Below are 15,978 nucleotides of genomic sequence, written 5' to 3'. Positions count from 1 at the left end.
GGAGTGGGGCGATTCGCGAACCTACTCAGGCCCCGGCCTTCCAGCGGCCCTGCTGGCGTGGGGGGTGGCCACCTGCGCCCCTTTTTTCACACCATCCCCTCCATTAACCTGCGTTGCCCGCCACCCCTTAAATGGGCAACCAAATCGTCGACTTTCCACAGGCCATAATTGCCGTCGCCGGTTATCCACAACCCGGCCCTTCTATGCCATTGCCGTCAACCGCCGGACCTACCCTTTCTTCGGGCGCTACCTTTGCGCCGAGGCCCGATCGAGGAGACGGCACATGCGGATCATGCTCACCGTGCTCGGCGAGCAAGGCGATCGTGACGTTGTGATCGAGGGTGACAACGGCGCCACGGTGGCGAGGGTGAGCGAGGCACTCAGCGGTCAGGCACCGCTGGCCGAAGTCGTCCGCCTGCCCAGAGCCCGAGCCCCCTACGGCATGTCGGTAACCGACCCCGGCGGCCGCCCACCGAGGCGGCACACCCGCGCCAGCGGATCGCCGGGCGCACCCACCCCTGATCCGCGTAACCCTCTCAGTGACCCGCGCAACCCTCTCAGTGACCCGAGTGCCCCTCTCGGGGCGCCCATCCGGGACCGGACCGAGGGGTCCGGCCGGAGCTTGGCTGATAGGCCCGGCCAGGGCTGGGCTGAGAGGTCCCACCAGGACCAGACCCAGGGGTTCGGCCAAGGCCGGGCCGACGGGCCTGGCTGGCATGGCGCCGTAATCTGGCGCAACGGCCGGCCGCTCGACCCGCGAGCCCTGGCCGGGGCGGTGCTGCGCGACGGCGACAAGGTCACCCTCGACGCCCACCTCGCGCGCTCCACGATCATCGAGGAGCCCGGCGGCGTGGCCGAGGTGCGGGTGGTCGGCGGCCCGGCCGCGGGCGCCGTTCACCGTCTGGGCCTGGGCGTGCACGTCATCGGGTCCGACCCGATGTGCGCGCTGACCGTCGCCGACCCGTCCCTCGCCCCCGAGGCCGCCACCCTGCGCGTGACGCCCGACGCGATCACGGTCGAGCCGGTCCGCCACCGGGTGCCCCAGCAGGCGCAGCGCCTCAAGCTCAAGGGCCGGTGGGCCGACGAGGTCGCCGAGCTCACCGCCCGAGTCGCCGAACGCGAGGCGGCAGAGCTGACGCCCGTCCACTACGAGCCGCCCACGCTGGCCGCCCAGCCGCTCACCGAACCCGTCGACTGGCCCGAGCACACGCTGCTGACCTGTGGTTCCTCGGTGTTCACCCTGACCGCGATCGAGCCGCAGGACGCGCACCTGGCGCCCCTCCCGGAGGGCGGCGTCGCCTACAACCGCCCGCCACGCCTCCGCAGACCGGAGCCCGAGCGCACCTTCGAACGCCCCCAGGAGCCCAGCCGCACCGAAGGGATGCGCCTGCAGTTGCTGGCCGCGCTTCTGCCCGCGGTGATGGGCGTCACGCTGGCCTTCGTCCTACGTCAGCCGTACTACCTGCTCATCGCCCTGATGAGCCCCCTCATCATGATCGGCCAGTGGTGGAGCGACCGCCGCCACGGCAAGAAGCAGCACAGAAAGGCCGCCAAGCAGCACAAGGAGCGCCTGGAGGCGTACGAACTGGCGGTCGAGCAGGCCAGGGCCGAGGACGAGCTGCTCCGCCGATCCGACGCGCCCGACCCAGCCCAGGTGCTGCTCACCGCCACCGGTCCACGCAGGCGGCTGTGGGAGCGGCGCATCCACGATCCCGACGCGCTGCGACTCAGGGTCGGGCTGGCCGACCTTCCGGCCAACCTGGAGCTCTCCGAGGAGAAGGGCGGCGCGCTCTCCCCGCCGATCTGCCGGTCCGTACCGGTGGCTCTGGCCATGCGCAGGCTAGGCGTGGCGGGAGTCACCGGCCCGCGCGACACCGCGACCGGCCTGACCGGCTGGCTGATCGGCCAGGCGGCGACGCTGCACAGCCCGCGCGACCTGGCCATCGTGGTCCTGTCCGCGCACGCCGACGGCGAGCGCCGCTGGGGCTGGGTCCGCTGGCTGCCGCACTGCGCCCCGCGCGGCGGCGAGGACTGCGTGACCCTGGTCGGCACCGACCCGGAGTCCGCCGCCCACCGCGTCGCCGAACTGGCCGCCCTCATCGACGAACGCCAGAACACCGCCATCCCCGAGCTCGGCAAGATCCCCACCGGCTGGGACGACCTGGGCGGCCCGGAGACGCCGGCTCTGACCTCCTACGACGTACGCCCCTACGACGTTCTCGTCGTACTCGACGGCGCCCAGGTACTGCGCGGCCTCCCCGGCATGCCGCAGATCCTTCGTCAGGGCCCGCGTTCGGGTGTCTTCACCCTCGCCCTCGACGACGACCAGAGCCTGCTCCCCGAGGAGTGCGCCACCGTCGCCGCGTGCGCCGCGGACGGTCAGGTACGCCTGCTCGGCGGCGGCCTGGAGGTCATCGGCCCGGTCCTGGCCGACCTGGTGTCACCGTCGTGGTGCGACCGCGTGGCCAGGGCGCTCGGCCCGATCCGCGACGTGAGCAGGGACGACCCGGCCGGTCACCTCCCCGAGGCGATCCGCCTGCTCGACCTGCTGGGCATGCCCGCCCCATCCGGCCACGACCTCGCCACCCGCTGGCACGGCCACGGCTCCACGAAGGCGGTCATCGGCATCGGCCCCGACGGCCCGTTCTCCGTCGACCTGAGAGTGGACGGCCCGCACGGCCTGATCGCCGGCACCACGGGCGCGGGCAAGTCGGAGCTGCTGCAGACGCTCATCTGCTCGCTCGCGGTGGCCAACCGGCCGGACCAGCTCACGTTCGTGCTGGTCGACTACAAGGGCGGTGCCGCGTTCAAGGAGTGCGTACGCCTGCCACACACGGTCGGCATGGTCAGCGACCTGGACGGCCACCTGACACAGCGGGCCCTCGACTCCCTGGCCGCCGAGATCCGGCGACGCGAACGCCTGCTGCTGGCGGCCGGCGCCAAGGACATCGACGACTACACCGGCGAGCCGCTGCCCAGGCTCGTGCTGATCATCGACGAGTTCGCCGCCCTGGTGGCCGAGCTGCCCGACTTCGTCAACGGCCTGGTCGACATCGCCCGCCGGGGCCGTTCGCTCGGCATCCACCTGATCCTGGCCACCCAGCGCCCGGCGGGCGTGGTCACGGCCGACATCCAGGCCAACACATCGCTGCGGATCGCGCTCCGGGTCACCGAGCCCGCCGAGTCCTCCGACGTCATCGACCTGCCGGACGCGGCGCACATCTCCAAGTCGACGCCTGGCCGGTGTTACGTGAAGTCCGGCGTGGGGGCGGCTGCGGCCGTACAGACCGCACGAGTGGGCGGCCGGAGCCCAGTGGCAAGCGCATCCCTCAGAGCCGACCAACCGGCCACGAACGGGCCGGTTGGGGCGAGCGGCCCGCTGGGCACGGGCGGGCTTGTGGATCCGGGCGGGCTTGTGGGTCCGGCCAATATGGCGGGTCCGGCCAATATGGCAGGCCCGGGCGGCATGGCAGGCCCGGGCGGCATGTCGGTCGGATTGGCGGGCGCTGGAGGACTGGCGGGCGCGGGCGGTCGGCTGCGGGTGATCGACGTGGACTGGCGTTCCCTGGGCCGGGCACTCCCCCCGCTCCCTGAGCCGCCTGAGGGGTCGACGATCACCGACCTCACCGTCCTCGCGGACGCGCTCATCGAGGCAGCCCGCCTCACCGGCGTACCAGAGCAACCGAGCCCATGGCTGGAGCCGCTGCCCTCGACCGTGACCCTCGACGAGATCATCCCTTCCCTGACGGCTGGGGCGCCTTCCCTGGCAGCCGGAGCACTTTCCGGCCCCGGAACATCCTCCAGATCCACCACATCACGGACATCCACTCGACCAGAGGCCATCGCCGGCTCGCGATCCGCCGCCGGATCAGAGCCGTTCACCGGACCAGGGCCAGTCACCGGACCGGGGACGTTCACTGGCTCAGGGCCAGTCGCCAGCTCAGGGACGTTCCCCGGCTCGGGGACGTTCCCCGAAGTGGGCCCGCTGGCTTTCGGAATAATCGATCGGCCCTGGGCGCAGGACCGACGCCCGCTCGCGCTGGACCTGGCCCAAGGCGGCCACCTGCTCATCGCGGGAGCGGCCCGCAGCGGCAGATCCACCGCACTACGGACGATCGCCGGCGCCATCGCCGCGCAAGCGTCCCCGGCCGACGTCCACCTGCACGCCATCGACTGCGGATCAGGCGCACTGCTCCCGCTGATGGCCATGCCACACTGCGGCGCGGTCGTGACCCGCGACCAGCTCGACCGCGTCGAACGCCTGCTGTCCCGCCTCCGCGCCGAAGTGGGCCGCCGCCAGCAACTACTCGCCGAAGCCGGACACGCCTCGTTGGCCGAATACCGCCAGGCAGGCCACCGCCTCCCCTGGCTGGTCCTCATGGTCGACCGCTGGGAGGGGTACGTGGCGGCCTTCGAGGGCTACGACTACGGCCGCCTCACAGAGTCGCTCCTCCAACTGCTCAGAGAGGGTCCGGCGGTGGGACTGCGGGCGGTGGTGACCGGCGACCGTTCGTGCCTGCTCGGCCAGATTTCCACGGTCTTCGACGACCGCCTCCTCCTCCGCCTCGCGGACCCGGCCGACTACGGCCTGGCAGGCATGCCGATGAAGGGACTCCCCACATCGATGCCCTCCGGCCGAGCTCTCTCGATGGGCGAACACGGCATCGTCGAAAGCCAGATCGCCCTCCTCACCCGAGACCCCTCGGGCCCCGCCCAGGTAGCGGCCCTCCAGTCCCTCGCCCGCGCGGCAGCCCCTCTCAGCAGCATCCCGACGTACGCATCCACAGCGTCCTCGAAAGACCCCACCCACCTCAGCACGACCACCCCCACAGAGCCTGCAACGAACCCCCGGGAGGCCATGGCGGGCGTACCGGACAGCACGTCAAGCAGGACCTCGGGCGGCGCATCACGTGGCGATGTCCCGGGCGGCACGTCGGGCAGCGCCCCAGTCGGCGACGTCTCGGGCGGTACGTCGGACAGCGCGGGCGCGTTGGGCGGCTTTGCCCGATCCGGTCGGTCGGCTCGTCTGGGACGTGGCGCGTGGCATTGGGAGGGAGAGCCTCCGCTTCGGGTCGACGCGCTTCCCATGCGCATCACCGCCGGCCAGGCCATGGACCTGGAACCGAGCTTCGCCCGGCCTTCGCCCCTGTGGGCACTGGTCGGCGCAGGTGGTGACGCCCTCGCCCCGATGGGTCTGGACCTGCTCGCGCACGGCCCCGGCGCCGTCGTCGCCGGGCCGGCCCGCTCGGGTCGCTCCTCGGTGCTGGTGACGGCCGCCAGGTCGCTCATCTCGTACGGCACGCCGGTCATCGCCATCGCCCCCCGGCGTAGCCCGCTGCGTACGCTGGACGGCGTTCTCGCCATACTCGATGGTGACGGAGCGGGGCTGCAGGAGCTGCTCGCGGACCGCGACCGCTACGTGGTGATCGTGGACGACGCCGAGCTGATCAACCCGGACTCCCCTCTCGGTACGGCCCTGGAAGAGGTCCTTCGATCAGGCCGGGACGGAGACCACGGCCTCATCATCGCGGGCGCGACGGGTGACCTGGCGACGGCATACCGCGGCTTCGTGGCGGAAACCCGCAAGTCGCGCACCGGCGTACTCCTGTCGGTACAGAGTCCGGCCGACGGCGACCTGTTCACGGTCCGTCTACCGCGCGGCGCCGTCGGAGGCCCACCGGGACGCGGCCTGCTGGTCACCATGGGCAACACGACACCCATCCAAGCCGCGATCTCGGACACGTAGATCCCCGTCAGCGGCCCGGTCAGCAACTCCAACTGGATCACAGCGGCCTGCAACCCGCTGGCCAACACCATCGACTCGGCGGCATTGCGCGCCGGCCGCTTCAGCTCGTGCACGGTGAACACGACCGCCTGACCGGGCGCCGCCGACTTGATATCCCGGCACAGCGCGAGCACGGCATCCTGCTCGGCCCGTACCTTGACCCGTGTGGAGATTTTCGCGGAGAAGATCCGCGTACACCCGGCCGCCCGCAACGCCACCAACTGACTCTCCAACTCCTGATCCTTGGTCGAGCACCGCGCGTACCCGATCCGGATCGCCGGCGCGGCCGGACCGACCTCGGCCGCAGCCACCGGCGGCAGCGCCTGCCACGGCGCGCCCGGCCTGCGCCCGGCCGGAACCGGAATTTTCAGCAGCTCGCGCAACGCGGGCACCAGAATGAACCGCGCGGTGTGGTACTTGGAGGCGACCTTCCCACCCCGCGTCCGGCACGGCGACGGCGCCATCGCCGTGCAGTTCGGGCAGTCGTAGCGCTCGACCGCCTCGGCGGCCTCCTCCGGCGTCAGCTGCACCCGCCTCGTCTCGCCGGACCCTCTCTCACAACGGGAAGGTTCTGCGAGGAGTTTTGCGGACGGCCACCTGCGCGAACGCGGCCCCAAGCACACGGGCTCCGGTCGCGCAGAACTGGTCATTTGTGAGAGTTTGCCGAGCCGAGGGCGGGTTGGCCGCCCATGGCGCTGAGGGTGGCGCCGTTGACGTAGCTGGCCTCCGGGGCCGCTGGTCGTGATGTTGAACCGATGGCGGCCCAGAAAGTGGCGCTGATGACCGTGCGCGCCCCGCCAGAGGCCCGCGGTGGACTCGACGCGCAGGAGGTCGCCGTCGCGGCGGACGGCGCCAACCCTCGCCGAGCACACCACGGGCAGGTCGTAGCGCGCTGCTCGTAGTCGGTGAGTGGGGGCCCAGATAGGGGCCTTGGGGACCCGCAGCGCGTTCTCGGGGTCCTGCGATGCGTTCCAGGTTGGCTCGGGGATCCGCGATGCGTTCCGGATGGGGGCTGGGGATCTTCGATGGGGTGGTTCGGGTTGTGATGGAGGGTGTATTGCACTGATCGGTCCAAAACGTGTTACGGTGCTGGGTATGGCGCGACCGAGGGAGTTCGACGAGGGGCGGGCCGTTGAGGCGGCTATGCGGGCGTTCTGGAGTGCGGGCTATGAGGGGACCTCGACCAAGGATCTATGTGATGCCACTGGGCTGGGGCGGAGCAGTATCTACAACACGTTCAAGAGCAAGCACGATCTGTTTGAGAAGGCCCTGCGGCGTTATATGGACAGCAAGACCGCGTGGCTGACGGAGTTCCTGGACGGGGATCTCCCGGTCCGGGAGAAGGTGCGGGTCCTGTTGTGGCAGGCCGTTGATGTCGAGGTCGGGGATCCGGTCGGGTGTCTGGTGGTCAACTCGCTGGTGGAGTTGGCGCCTCGGGATCCGGAGGTGGCCTTGCAGCTTCGGCGGGACGGTGATCGGCGGCTGGCGGCGTTGCGGGCGGCGTTCGAGGTTGGGCATAGCCGGGGCGAGGTCGAAGCGGCCAAGGATCCGGTCGCGTTGGCGCAGTTCGTTGTCGCGGCGATCAGTGGCATGCGGGTGATGGCGCGCGGGGGTGCGGATCGGGCGGCGTTGGAGGCCGTTGCGAAGATCACGCTCGATGCGATCTAACGCGATCTAACGCGCTCTGACGCAATCCAACGCGCTCTGACGAGCCCGCCAGCCCGCCAGCCTGCGAGCCGGCGAGCCGGCACGCACTTCGGGCTGGCGGTGGCTCAACGCGTAGACCTGTGCGCGCTTGCGGTCATGTGGTGTGTCTTGATTTTGAACTGATTGGTCTAAAACGAAGGAGGAGTAGCTATGCCGTTGGCCGTGTACATCCTGGGGCTGTCGATATTCGCCCAAGGCACCTCCGAGCTCATGCTCGCGGGGCTGCTACCCGAGATGGCGTCCGACCTGGGCGTGTCCATCCCCTATGCGGGGTTGCTGATCTCCGGGTTCGCGCTCGGGATGCTGGTGGGATCGCCGGTGCTGGCCGTGGTGACTCTGCGGTGGCCGCGTCGTACGGCGTTGCTGACTTTTCTGGCGATCTTTGCCCTTACGCATGTCGTGGGGGCGGTGACGCCGAGCTATGGAGTGCTGTTCGGGACCCGGGTGGTGGGGGCGTTCGTGTACGCGGGGTTCTGGGCGGTGGCGGCGGTCACTGCCATGGGGCTTGTTCCGGAAGGTGCGCGGGGGAAGGCCATGAGCATCGTGGCGGGGGGACTTACCGTGGCCACCATCGTGGGGCTTCCCGCGGGGACGGTCATCGGGCAGCAGTTCGGGTGGCGGGCGGCGTTCTGGGCGGTCACGGTGCTGTCGGGGCTTGCGGCGATCGGGGTGGTGGCCACCATTCCCGGTGGGCGGCCTGAGGCGGGGAGTGTGCCGCGGCTGGGGCAGGAGTTGCGGAGCATGGTCAACGCGCGGCTCTGGCTCTCGTACGGGACGACGGCGCTGGCGACCGGCGCGGTGCTGGTCACGTTCAGCTATCTCGGCGCGATGCTCATCGACACCACCGGGCTGGCAGCGGGGTGGGTTCCTGTGGTGCTGGGCTTGTACGGGGTGGGGTCGCTGATCGGCATCAGCTTGGGTGGACGTCAGGCTGACGCGCGGCCTTTTGGGACGTTGTACGTAGGGGTGGCGGGCGTTGTTGTTGCCTCGGTGGGGTTGGGGGTGTTCGCCGGGGTGCCGGGGGTGGCCGTCGGGCTGATCTTCCTGCTGGGAGCGTTCGGGTTCTCCACGAATCCGGCCCTGAACACGCGGGTGTTCACGGTGGGCAAGGACGCTCCGACACTGGCCGCCGCCACGAACTTCTCGGCGTTCAACGTTGGGATCACCGTGGGGCCGTGGGTGGGCGGGCTGGCGATCGGGGCCGGGTTCGGGTATCCGGTGGTGGCCTGGATCGGGGCCGGGCTGGGCGTCGCCGCGCTCGGGACCGTGGGGCTGGCCGCCCTACTGGACAAGCGCGTACGTACGGATGCCCCGGCCCCGCAGGCACACGTGTGACGGTCAGCCGATTCGGTCGTTGACGACGCCCTCGGTTTCGCCGCCCCACACGTCGTCGTCCTCGGTCAGCCAGGTGCCGCCCTCACTGGTCCGCTCCTCGGCGCCCGCGCCGCCGCCGCCCATGGGCATGAACGGCATGCCCGACCCGGTCCCGCTGCCTGCCTTGGCCGAGCCCAGGCCGTTCGACAGGCCCGAGCCCATGCTGCCGTTGCCTCCGGCGCTCGTGAGGGGTCCGGTGGCGGGCGAGGAGGAGTTCGGGGAGCTCGGGGAGGTGAAGTTGGGGTTGGCGTTCGTGGAAGTGGGGGTGGAGGAGGTGGGGGTGTTGCCGGAGTTCCAGTCGGCGGGGGGCTGGAAGTCCTCCAGTTTGGTGGAGGTGGGGCTGGACAGGCCCTTGGTGGGGTCGGTGATGCCCGACGTGGGGTCCGTCACGCCCTTCGTCGGGTCTGTCAGGCCCTTGGTGGGATCCGTGACGCCGCCCGTGGGGTCGGTCACGCCCTTTGTCGGGTCTGTCGCGCCGTTCGTGGGGTCTGTCGCGCCGTTGGTCGGGTCCGTCGCGCCAGTGGTGGGGTCCGTCACGCCCTTCGTCGGGTCTGTCAGGCCGTTGGTGGGATCCGTGACGCCGCCCGTGGGGTCCGTCACGCCCCCGCTCTTGTCCGAGCCGTCAGAGGAGCCGTCGTTGAAGCCCGCGCCGTTGTAGTCGCCGTTCCCCAGTCCGTTCGTGCCGCCGGGGTGGGAGAAGTCCGTGTTCAAGGGCGTGACGGGAGGGGACGCGGCGGCGGGGTCCTTGATGTCCGGGATCTCTTTGTGGAAGGAGTCCGGCAGGTTCTGGTAGGTCTGCGTGAGGTCGTCGTTCAGCAGGCGCAGGTGCTTGCCGGCGAGTTCGTCCTGGGAGCCCCATTCGATGCCCTTGTCCATGGTGCGATACCAGCCGACCATGGAGTCGTCCCAGGTGTAGGTGTTGTCGGCCCAGGACAAGCCTCCCTTGTCCATGAACTCCTGATGCTCACGGAGCCTGTCACCGAGTGACTGCAGAGGGCGGCCCATCCAGTTGAGCTTGCCCGACAGCTCGCGCACCGTCGCGTGCAACACCCTGAGGGCTTCCTGCGCCTCGACCGACGCCTTGCCGTCCCAGCACTTGGCCATCTCGACGTTGATGTCCTCGATGACGCGCTGGGCACCGGCCAGCGTCGAGCAGGCGTCGAGGTAGGCGTTGCCCGCCTGCTTGACGGCCGTCGCGTCCAGCGACTGGACGAAGGTCTTGACCTCGGCGACGCTCCTGCCGTCGTCGTCCACCCCAAAGGTCGGGCAGTACGTCTTGATCATGTGTGTCTGCTGCTTGACCTTGATCTTCTTGTCTTCGGCCACGGGAGCTCCTACGCCTCCTTATTACCGAGGTTGGCGAGATCGACGCGCTCGTAGTTGCCCGCGCCCGCGTTGATCAGCTCGATGGCGATCCGTGTCTTCTCGACGACCTCGCGGTAGACCTCGGTGAACTCCTTGTGCCCACGCTGGACCGTTTCGACGAAGGCCTGCCCGCCGTCCCATCGCTTGACCTGGTCGACAGCTGCCTTCAGGCCGATGAGGTTGGCCTTCATGTCCAGGTCGTTGACGGATCCGGGCTTCTCCCCTGAGAACTTGGCGAATTCGTCCGTGAGCTGCTCGGCGAGCTTCTTGAGCTTGCTGGCGCTGTACGTGACGCCATCGCGCCCGGCTTCGAGTCCTGCCCAGTCCGATTCCAGATGCCACCCCTGGGCCGGCGGACTCAACTTATCGGGATCTGACACAGCAACCTCCCCGAACACCACTGACCACAAACTTTACTCATATATCACGATCTAGTGCCCTCATTTGCGACATAACCCCCACTGCCCTCATAGGCAACACTCCTATGCTGTCCTCAGGCTGGACCGGAACGGAGTGGCATGCAGACCCGCAAGGATCTCTACCAGGCACATCGGCTCATGACCCAGCGCCTGGGTATGGCCCTGTTGCAGGGCGAACCCGACCTACCCGAATCGCCGATGCGGCGGCACAACGTGGCGACGTTCGCCGGCATCATGGTCGGCGTCCTCATCATCGCCGGGTTCGGCATCTGGGGCATGCTCAAGCCGGGCGGTGCGACCAATCTGCGGGACGCCGGGCAGCTCATCGTGGAGGAGGAGACCGGCGCCTCCTACGTCTACAGCCAGCAGACCGGCCAGTTGCTGCCCGTGGCCAACTACGTCTCCGCCCGGCTCCTGCTGGACAGCGACAGCATCAAGGTCAAGACGGTCTCCACGGAGTCGCTGGCCGGCTTCGCGCGCGGCGGGCAGGTGGGCATCGCGGGCGCTCCCGACTCGCTGCCCAAGGCCGAGCGGCTCGTCAAGTCGCCCTGGTCCGCCTGCGTGGTGGACGCGACCGACGCCGCCGGGGGGCGCAAGTCGTACGTGACGCTCGTGGGCGGGACCGACGTCGGCGGCACGCCGGCCGGAAGCGACGCGCTGATCGTCAGCGATGGGCGGCAGAACTGGGCGCTCTGGGGTAACCAGCGCATGGCCGTCAGGAACGTGGATCGGCTCACCGACCAGACCCCCCGGCGGGTGCCGACCTCGTGGATCAACGCCATCGCCGAGGGTTCGGACTTCGCCGCGCCGACGATCGAGCATCGCGGCCGCAACATCCCCGGGCGCGGCGGCTCGACGTTCAAGGTCGGGCAGGTCTTCAAGGTCGCGCCCGTCGCGGGCGCCCCCGCGCGCTGGTACGTCATGCTGATGGACGGCCTCGCGCCGATCACCCAGACGCAGGCGACACTGCTGGTCCAGGATCCGGCCAGCCAGGCGGCGTACGGACGCGAGCACGTGCGGGAGATCCCCATCGACGCGGCGAACGCCAACGCGGCGAAGGTGTCGGCCCAGCGGATCACGGGCGGCGGCATGCCGGCCACCATGCCGCGCTTCCAGGTGCCCGCCCCCTCGGCACCGCTGTGCATGGTCTACGCCAACACCCTGAAAGGGTCCGTGAAGGGCACGCTGACCGTGGGGAGCCGGATGGGCATCCCGACGCCGGCGTCGAGTGGCAACCCGGAGAGGTTCGACCAGGTGCTGCTGCCGCCGGGCACGGCGGCGGTGGCAGGGCTGCTGCCCGGCGAGAACCAGCTCTCCTCAGTGCAGCAGTTCTACCTGGTCACCGACCAGGGGAAGAAGTACCGGCTGGCCTCGCCCGACGTCCTGACCAAGCTGGGGTACGACGCCGCGAACGTGGCCCCGCTGCCCGCCCACCTCCTGCGCCTGATCCCCGAGGGGCCGACGCTGGACCCGGCGGCCGCCAGGACACCGGTCTCGGACACCCCGGCCATGCGCTCAGGTGGCTCGTAACCAGCATGTTTCCTAGACGAGAAATAGCCGTGAACATTAATATGAAAGGGACATATATGGCTTTGTGATGCCTGGGGGGCTCATGGGGGACCAGATCGAGGGGTATGAGGTCATACCGCCTGATCTTCGCAAGGCGCTGGAAGTCTGTGCGGATCAGGCGCCGGTCCTGCGTGGTTACGCGGCCGAGTTCGCCCCCGCACGTCTGCGCAAGGACGACTTCGGCCTCGCGCCGGGAGCCGACGAGCTCGGCTCGGCGTACGTCGACGGCACCCAGGAGTACGGCCACCGCGACAAGCGGTACGAATCCGCCTACAACTACGTCATCGACCTGTGCGAGGCCCTGGAGTACCTCTCCAAGGCGCTGGAGGTCTCCGAACAGAACTACCGGGCCGCCAGCCTGGCCAGTGCCAGCAGGGACGGCGGCAGATGACCGAGGGCAGCCTCAACCCCATCGAGTGGAACTGGACGCACTGGCCGTTCGCCCTCGACTGGGGCTCGATGTTCGACATCACCCCGCTGGTCAACACCGCCAAGGCGATGTTCCACGCCGTCCCCTCCCTCATGGGCGACGACGAGAGCGAAGGCAGGCTCCGCGCCGCCGCCGCGGCGCACGAGAGCCTGGCCCAGAACCTCGACAAGGTCTTCGACGTGCTCGACGGGCATGCCAAGGGCCAGGGCTCCGGCTATCTCGACAGGGTCGTCAAGGAGTGGAAGGGGACGGCGGCCGAGGAGTTCAGGAAGGTCTGGGGCGAGGTCGTCAAGCAGGACAATCGCACCGCGCTCAAGAAGAGCTCCACGGACATCGCCCAGATCCTCAGGATGGTGGCCGACTCGGCGGCCCTGACCAAGAAGGCCATTCTCGAGCTCCTCAGGACCGCGCTGCTCTGGGGCGCCCTTTTCATGGCGTTCAAGTACCTGGCCGCGAGGTTCGCCGCCTCCATGGCCGGCGGGCTGATGGCGCAGATGATCGCCTACATCCGCACCCGGCAGCTCGTCCTCTACGCGGTCCAGGTCATGATCAGGTTCGGGACCCTGCTCAGGACCCTCGCGACCGCGCTCAAGAACCTCCCGGTGGTCGGCCGGCTGCTGGTCAGGCTCCGCTCGATGCGGGCCGTCGGCGCCATGGAGAAGGCCGTGCTGCAGGCGGCGAAGAACCGCAACCTCACGGGATACGCCGAGAAGTTCGCCCAGGCCAGCTTCAAGAACTACGCCAGGACCTCCGGCAGCGTGTACGGCGGCATCATCGGCACGCAGATGGCGGCCCAGGGCATGAGCGGCCACAGCATCTTCAACCTGAGCCCCATCAGCTTCACCCAGGCGGCCCGCATCACCACGGGCGCGATGCTCGTGGCCACCTTCGCGCCCGCCTCCGGTTTCTTCGGCAAGGGTCTCCTTCAGGGCGGCACCGCGGCGAGCTGGGCGGCGACCCTGACCAAGACAGGCGCCGCCGTCGGCGAGTCCGGCATGGCCTTCGGCAGCTTCGTCGGGCTCCGCAACTGGACGTACGAGCAGATCAAGCACAAGCTGCCCGGCGCCAGGGTGGCCGGGAAGCCGGGCAACTTCCACAAGCAGTTCTGGGGAGGCATCCCGACGTCCCTCTTCCGGGTGTGGCGGCCTCTGCAGACCAACCCCGACTTCGGCGAGCTGCCCGACACGAACCTGCCCACCGCCAACGGGCAGGCGGTCGCACCGCGGCCCGATCGGACGGAAAAGGTCGGCTACTGGCCCGTTGACAACGGGTCGCTGTACGACATCGCCGAGAAGGTGTACGGCGACCCCAACCGGTGGCGCGAGATCTACGCCGCCAACAGGGAGGTCATCGGAGACGACCCGCGCAAGCTGGTGCCCGGACAGCTGCTGCGGATCCCGCTGGACGAGTGAGGGTCAGATCGACGCGGTGCCGCCGGGCACCTTGCCCAGCGACTCGTCCATCTTCACGCTGAGGCCGCCCATCTTCTCGTCGTACTGCATGCCCGCATCGGAGAACGGCGGCATGCCGCCTGACTTCATCGCGGTCATCTCGGTGGGGATGGAGGCCTCAAGCCCGGGGAAGAGCTTTCCGGTCATCTCGGTCTGTTGGATGGCCATGTAGAGGACCATGGTGACACCTCCAACGACCAGGACATGCTTCTTGAGTATCGCCCTGACCGCTTGCAGAGTGACGGAGCCCCTGGCGGCTGTCAGCATCTCGGCGAACATCCCCAACCCCGGGGTGAATCTCGCGGCCATCTTGGATAGACCCATCCAAAGCATGACGTAGCCCACCGCCGCGGCCGCGATGGCGCCGATGTGGTAGATCTTGGCCGCCGCATCGACGGCGTCCCCGGTGTCGTTGCGGGTGTCCTTGAGGGACTTGACCCCGTTCTTGAAGGCCGTGTGGATGCCCTCGAAGGTGTCGAAGGTCGCGCCCTCCCATTTGGCCGAGGACTTCAGGTCCGTCTTGAGTTTGTCCAGCCCGCCGGCCAGCTCGTCCAGCTCCGACATCAGACCGTCGTGGTCGAGACTCCGCCAGGCCTTGGCGGTCTTCGCCATCGCCCCGGGGTCCGAGACCATCACGCCAATGGCGGCGGCGGCGTAGAAAGCCCAGGGCTGCATGATCATGGCGGCGCCGGCGGCTGCGGTGCTCGCCGCCACCATGTAGATCGACGCGTCGGACTCGTAGCTCATCTGGAATCCCGTCCGATCACTTCGGGCGCGATCTCATCGTCGCCGCCCCATACGCCCTCGTCCTCGCCGAGCAGGGCGTTCTCGCGCTCCTTTTCCTTGTCGCCACCGGCCCCGCCGCCGCCCATCGGCATCATGGGCATCATCGGCATCCCGCTCGAACCGTTGACACCCTTCAGACCGGCCGGGACGGCGCCCGCGCCCACGCCAACACTCCCACCGGTGCCGAGCGCGGTGCCTATGCCCGTGCCGGTACCCGTGCCCGCGCCTGTGCCGGTCCTGGTGCCGGTGCCGGAGCCGGTCGAGTCTGGAGACAGGCCGCTGAGGTCCGGGTTCTTGAGCTGCGGATTGTTCACCGAGTTGGGGTCGAACTGGGACAGCGACGTCGTGTCGGGGACGTTGCCGTCGACGCCGGGCAGCTTCTGATCGGGCATTTGCGGCTGGCCGTTGAGCGCCGAGTCGATGTCCGGCACCTTCATGTCGGGCTGGTTGATCTGGCTCCCGTCAGGAACCGATGGCAGGTCCGTCTTGGGGAGGTCCGTCGAAGGCAGGTCGGTCTTCGGCAGATCCGTTGAGGGAAGATCCGTCGAGGGAAGGTCTGTCTTGGGCAGGCCGCTGGTGGGCAGGTTCGGGTCGACCCCCGGCGGCGTGCCCACACCGGACAGGTCCGGCATGCCGCCGGTGTTCGGCAGGCCGGAGCCGCCGGGATTGCCGAGGCCGCCGAGGTTCGGTCCGCCGCCGAGGCTGTTCGGGTCGAAGTTCATGTTCTGGAACTGGTCGCCGTTGGCGTCCTCCGCCGCCCGGTAGTTGCTGGAGGCCTGCCTGAGCGCGGTCTTCCAGCTCTGCAGCGCCTTGCGTCCCTTGGCGAGCGCATCCTTCTGCTGGTCGACCGCCTTGTCGTGGACGTTGTTGACGCCGATGCCGATCACGCCGAAATGGGGCCACTGTACGGGGAGGGTGCTCGTCTTGGCCTCCAGCGCGGAGATGGCCACGGTGTGGTCGTCTATCTTCTCGCTGTTGGTCTCGAGCGCGCTGGCCTTGAAGGAGACGCCCGACGACATCGTCGGCAGCTGTCCACTCTGCAGCTGCGCGAGCTTGGCCGCCTGGCTGGAATTCTGCGTTGAGTCGCCCATA

Annotated in this window: 12 protein-coding genes and 1 pseudogene; 8 read left to right on the top strand and 5 right to left on the bottom strand. The window is 69.2% G+C overall.

Annotation, left to right across the window (positions count from 1 at the left end; all coding sequences use genetic code 11):
- The first annotated feature begins 283 nt into the window (after positions 1-283).
- Positions 284-5,746: an FtsK/SpoIIIE domain-containing protein gene (locus KLK06_RS59465; protein WP_250904733.1), complete on the top strand. Its 5,463-nt coding sequence runs from the start codon at positions 284-286 to the stop codon at positions 5,744-5,746.
- Positions 5,747-5,823: 77 nt separating this feature from the next.
- Here KLK06_RS59465 and KLK06_RS62915 read toward each other — a convergent pair.
- Positions 5,824-6,003 (bottom strand): annotated as a pseudogene (locus tag KLK06_RS62915) (recombinase family protein); the annotation flags it as partial.
- Positions 6,004-6,028: 25 nt separating this feature from the next.
- On the opposite strand from KLK06_RS62915, the gene KLK06_RS01510 reads away from it, so the two are divergent.
- From KLK06_RS01510 to KLK06_RS01495, 4 genes are all read left to right on the top strand, one after another.
- On the top strand, positions 6,029-6,274 hold the full coding sequence (locus tag KLK06_RS01510) for a hypothetical protein (protein ID WP_214633952.1): 246 nt from the start codon (positions 6,029-6,031) through the stop codon (positions 6,272-6,274).
- A 266-nt stretch (positions 6,275-6,540) separates the two neighbouring features.
- Positions 6,541-6,687, top strand: a complete 147-nt coding sequence (locus KLK06_RS01505; protein WP_214633432.1) for a hypothetical protein — start codon at positions 6,541-6,543, stop codon at positions 6,685-6,687.
- Between the two features lie 193 nt (positions 6,688-6,880).
- Positions 6,881-7,453 carry a TetR/AcrR family transcriptional regulator gene (locus tag KLK06_RS01500; RefSeq protein ID WP_214633431.1) on the top strand — a complete coding sequence of 191 codons (573 nt, stop codon included), beginning with the start codon at positions 6,881-6,883 and terminating at the stop codon, positions 7,451-7,453.
- A 189-nt stretch (positions 7,454-7,642) separates the two neighbouring features.
- The gene (locus KLK06_RS01495) at positions 7,643-8,827 is read left to right on the top strand and encodes a Cmx/CmrA family chloramphenicol efflux MFS transporter (protein WP_214633430.1); all 1,185 of its coding nucleotides are present in this window, start codon (positions 7,643-7,645) and stop codon (positions 8,825-8,827) included.
- Between the two features lie 3 nt (positions 8,828-8,830).
- Here the strand turns inward: KLK06_RS01495 and KLK06_RS01490 are convergent, their stop codons facing one another.
- Both KLK06_RS01490 and KLK06_RS01485 read right to left on the bottom strand, forming a co-directional pair.
- Positions 8,831-10,192, bottom strand: coding sequence for a hypothetical protein (locus KLK06_RS01490; RefSeq protein WP_214633429.1), 1,362 nt, complete (start codon positions 10,190-10,192; stop codon positions 8,831-8,833).
- An 8-nt stretch (positions 10,193-10,200) separates the two neighbouring features.
- Positions 10,201-10,611 (bottom strand): hypothetical protein, encoded by a 411-nt coding sequence (locus KLK06_RS01485; protein ID WP_214633428.1) that lies wholly within the window; start codon positions 10,609-10,611, stop codon positions 10,201-10,203.
- A 138-nt stretch (positions 10,612-10,749) separates the two neighbouring features.
- Between KLK06_RS01485 and eccB the strand changes: the two genes are divergently transcribed.
- The 3 genes from eccB to KLK06_RS01470 all read left to right on the top strand — a co-directional run bounded on the left by eccB (position 10,750) and on the right by KLK06_RS01470 (position 14,061).
- Complete coding sequence (gene eccB / locus KLK06_RS01480) at positions 10,750-12,180, top strand: type VII secretion protein EccB (RefSeq protein WP_214633427.1); 1,431 nt, start codon at positions 10,750-10,752, stop codon at positions 12,178-12,180.
- 82 nt (positions 12,181-12,262) lie between these two features.
- Entirely contained in the window at positions 12,263-12,610 is a 348-nt protein-coding gene (locus KLK06_RS01475; protein ID WP_214633426.1) for a hypothetical protein, read from the top strand.
- A complete protein-coding gene (locus tag KLK06_RS01470) occupies positions 12,607-14,061 on the top strand; it encodes a LysM peptidoglycan-binding domain-containing protein (RefSeq protein WP_214633425.1) in 1,455 nt (484 codons plus the stop codon). The genes KLK06_RS01475 and KLK06_RS01470 overlap by 4 nt, the downstream gene beginning before the upstream one ends.
- A 3-nt stretch (positions 14,062-14,064) precedes the next feature.
- Here KLK06_RS01470 and KLK06_RS01465 read toward each other — a convergent pair whose 3' ends face one another.
- Positions 14,065-14,847 carry a WXG100 family type VII secretion target gene (locus KLK06_RS01465; RefSeq protein WP_214633424.1) on the bottom strand — a complete coding sequence of 261 codons (783 nt, stop codon included), beginning with the start codon at positions 14,845-14,847 and terminating at the stop codon, positions 14,065-14,067.
- Entirely contained in the window at positions 14,844-15,977 is a 1,134-nt protein-coding gene (locus KLK06_RS01460; RefSeq protein WP_214633423.1) for a type VII secretion target, read from the bottom strand. The genes KLK06_RS01465 and KLK06_RS01460 overlap by 4 nt, the downstream gene beginning before the upstream one ends.
- Between the last annotated feature and the right edge of the window lies 1 nt (position 15,978).

Origin of the sequence: Nonomuraea sp. NEAU-A123, assembly GCF_018603905.1 — a bacterium.
Taxonomy (GTDB): Bacteria; Actinomycetota; Actinomycetes; order Streptosporangiales; family Streptosporangiaceae; genus Nonomuraea.
This window is presented reverse-complemented; position numbering and strand designations above follow the sequence as displayed.

What these genes read in the sequence shown, in the direction of transcription:
- eccB (WP_214633427.1), top strand. Translation starts at nt 10,750, where the DNA reads ATGCAGACCCGCAAGGATCTCTACCAGGCACATCGGCTCATGACCCAG.
- KLK06_RS59465 (WP_250904733.1), top strand. Translation starts at nt 284, where the DNA reads ATGCGGATCATGCTCACCGTGCTCGGCGAGCAAGGCGATCGTGACGTT.
- KLK06_RS01505 (WP_214633432.1), top strand. Translation starts at nt 6,541, where the DNA reads ATGGCGGCCCAGAAAGTGGCGCTGATGACCGTGCGCGCCCCGCCAGAG.
- KLK06_RS01475 (WP_214633426.1), top strand. Translation starts at nt 12,263, where the DNA reads ATGGGGGACCAGATCGAGGGGTATGAGGTCATACCGCCTGATCTTCGC.
- KLK06_RS01460 (WP_214633423.1), bottom strand. Translation starts at nt 15,977, where the DNA reads ATGGGCGACTCAACGCAGAATTCCAGCCAGGCGGCCAAGCTCGCGCAG.
- KLK06_RS01465 (WP_214633424.1), bottom strand. Translation starts at nt 14,847, where the DNA reads ATGAGCTACGAGTCCGACGCGTCGATCTACATGGTGGCGGCGAGCACC.
- KLK06_RS01495 (WP_214633430.1), top strand. Translation starts at nt 7,643, where the DNA reads ATGCCGTTGGCCGTGTACATCCTGGGGCTGTCGATATTCGCCCAAGGC.
- KLK06_RS01500 (WP_214633431.1), top strand. Translation starts at nt 6,881, where the DNA reads ATGGCGCGACCGAGGGAGTTCGACGAGGGGCGGGCCGTTGAGGCGGCT.
- KLK06_RS01470 (WP_214633425.1), top strand. Translation starts at nt 12,607, where the DNA reads ATGACCGAGGGCAGCCTCAACCCCATCGAGTGGAACTGGACGCACTGG.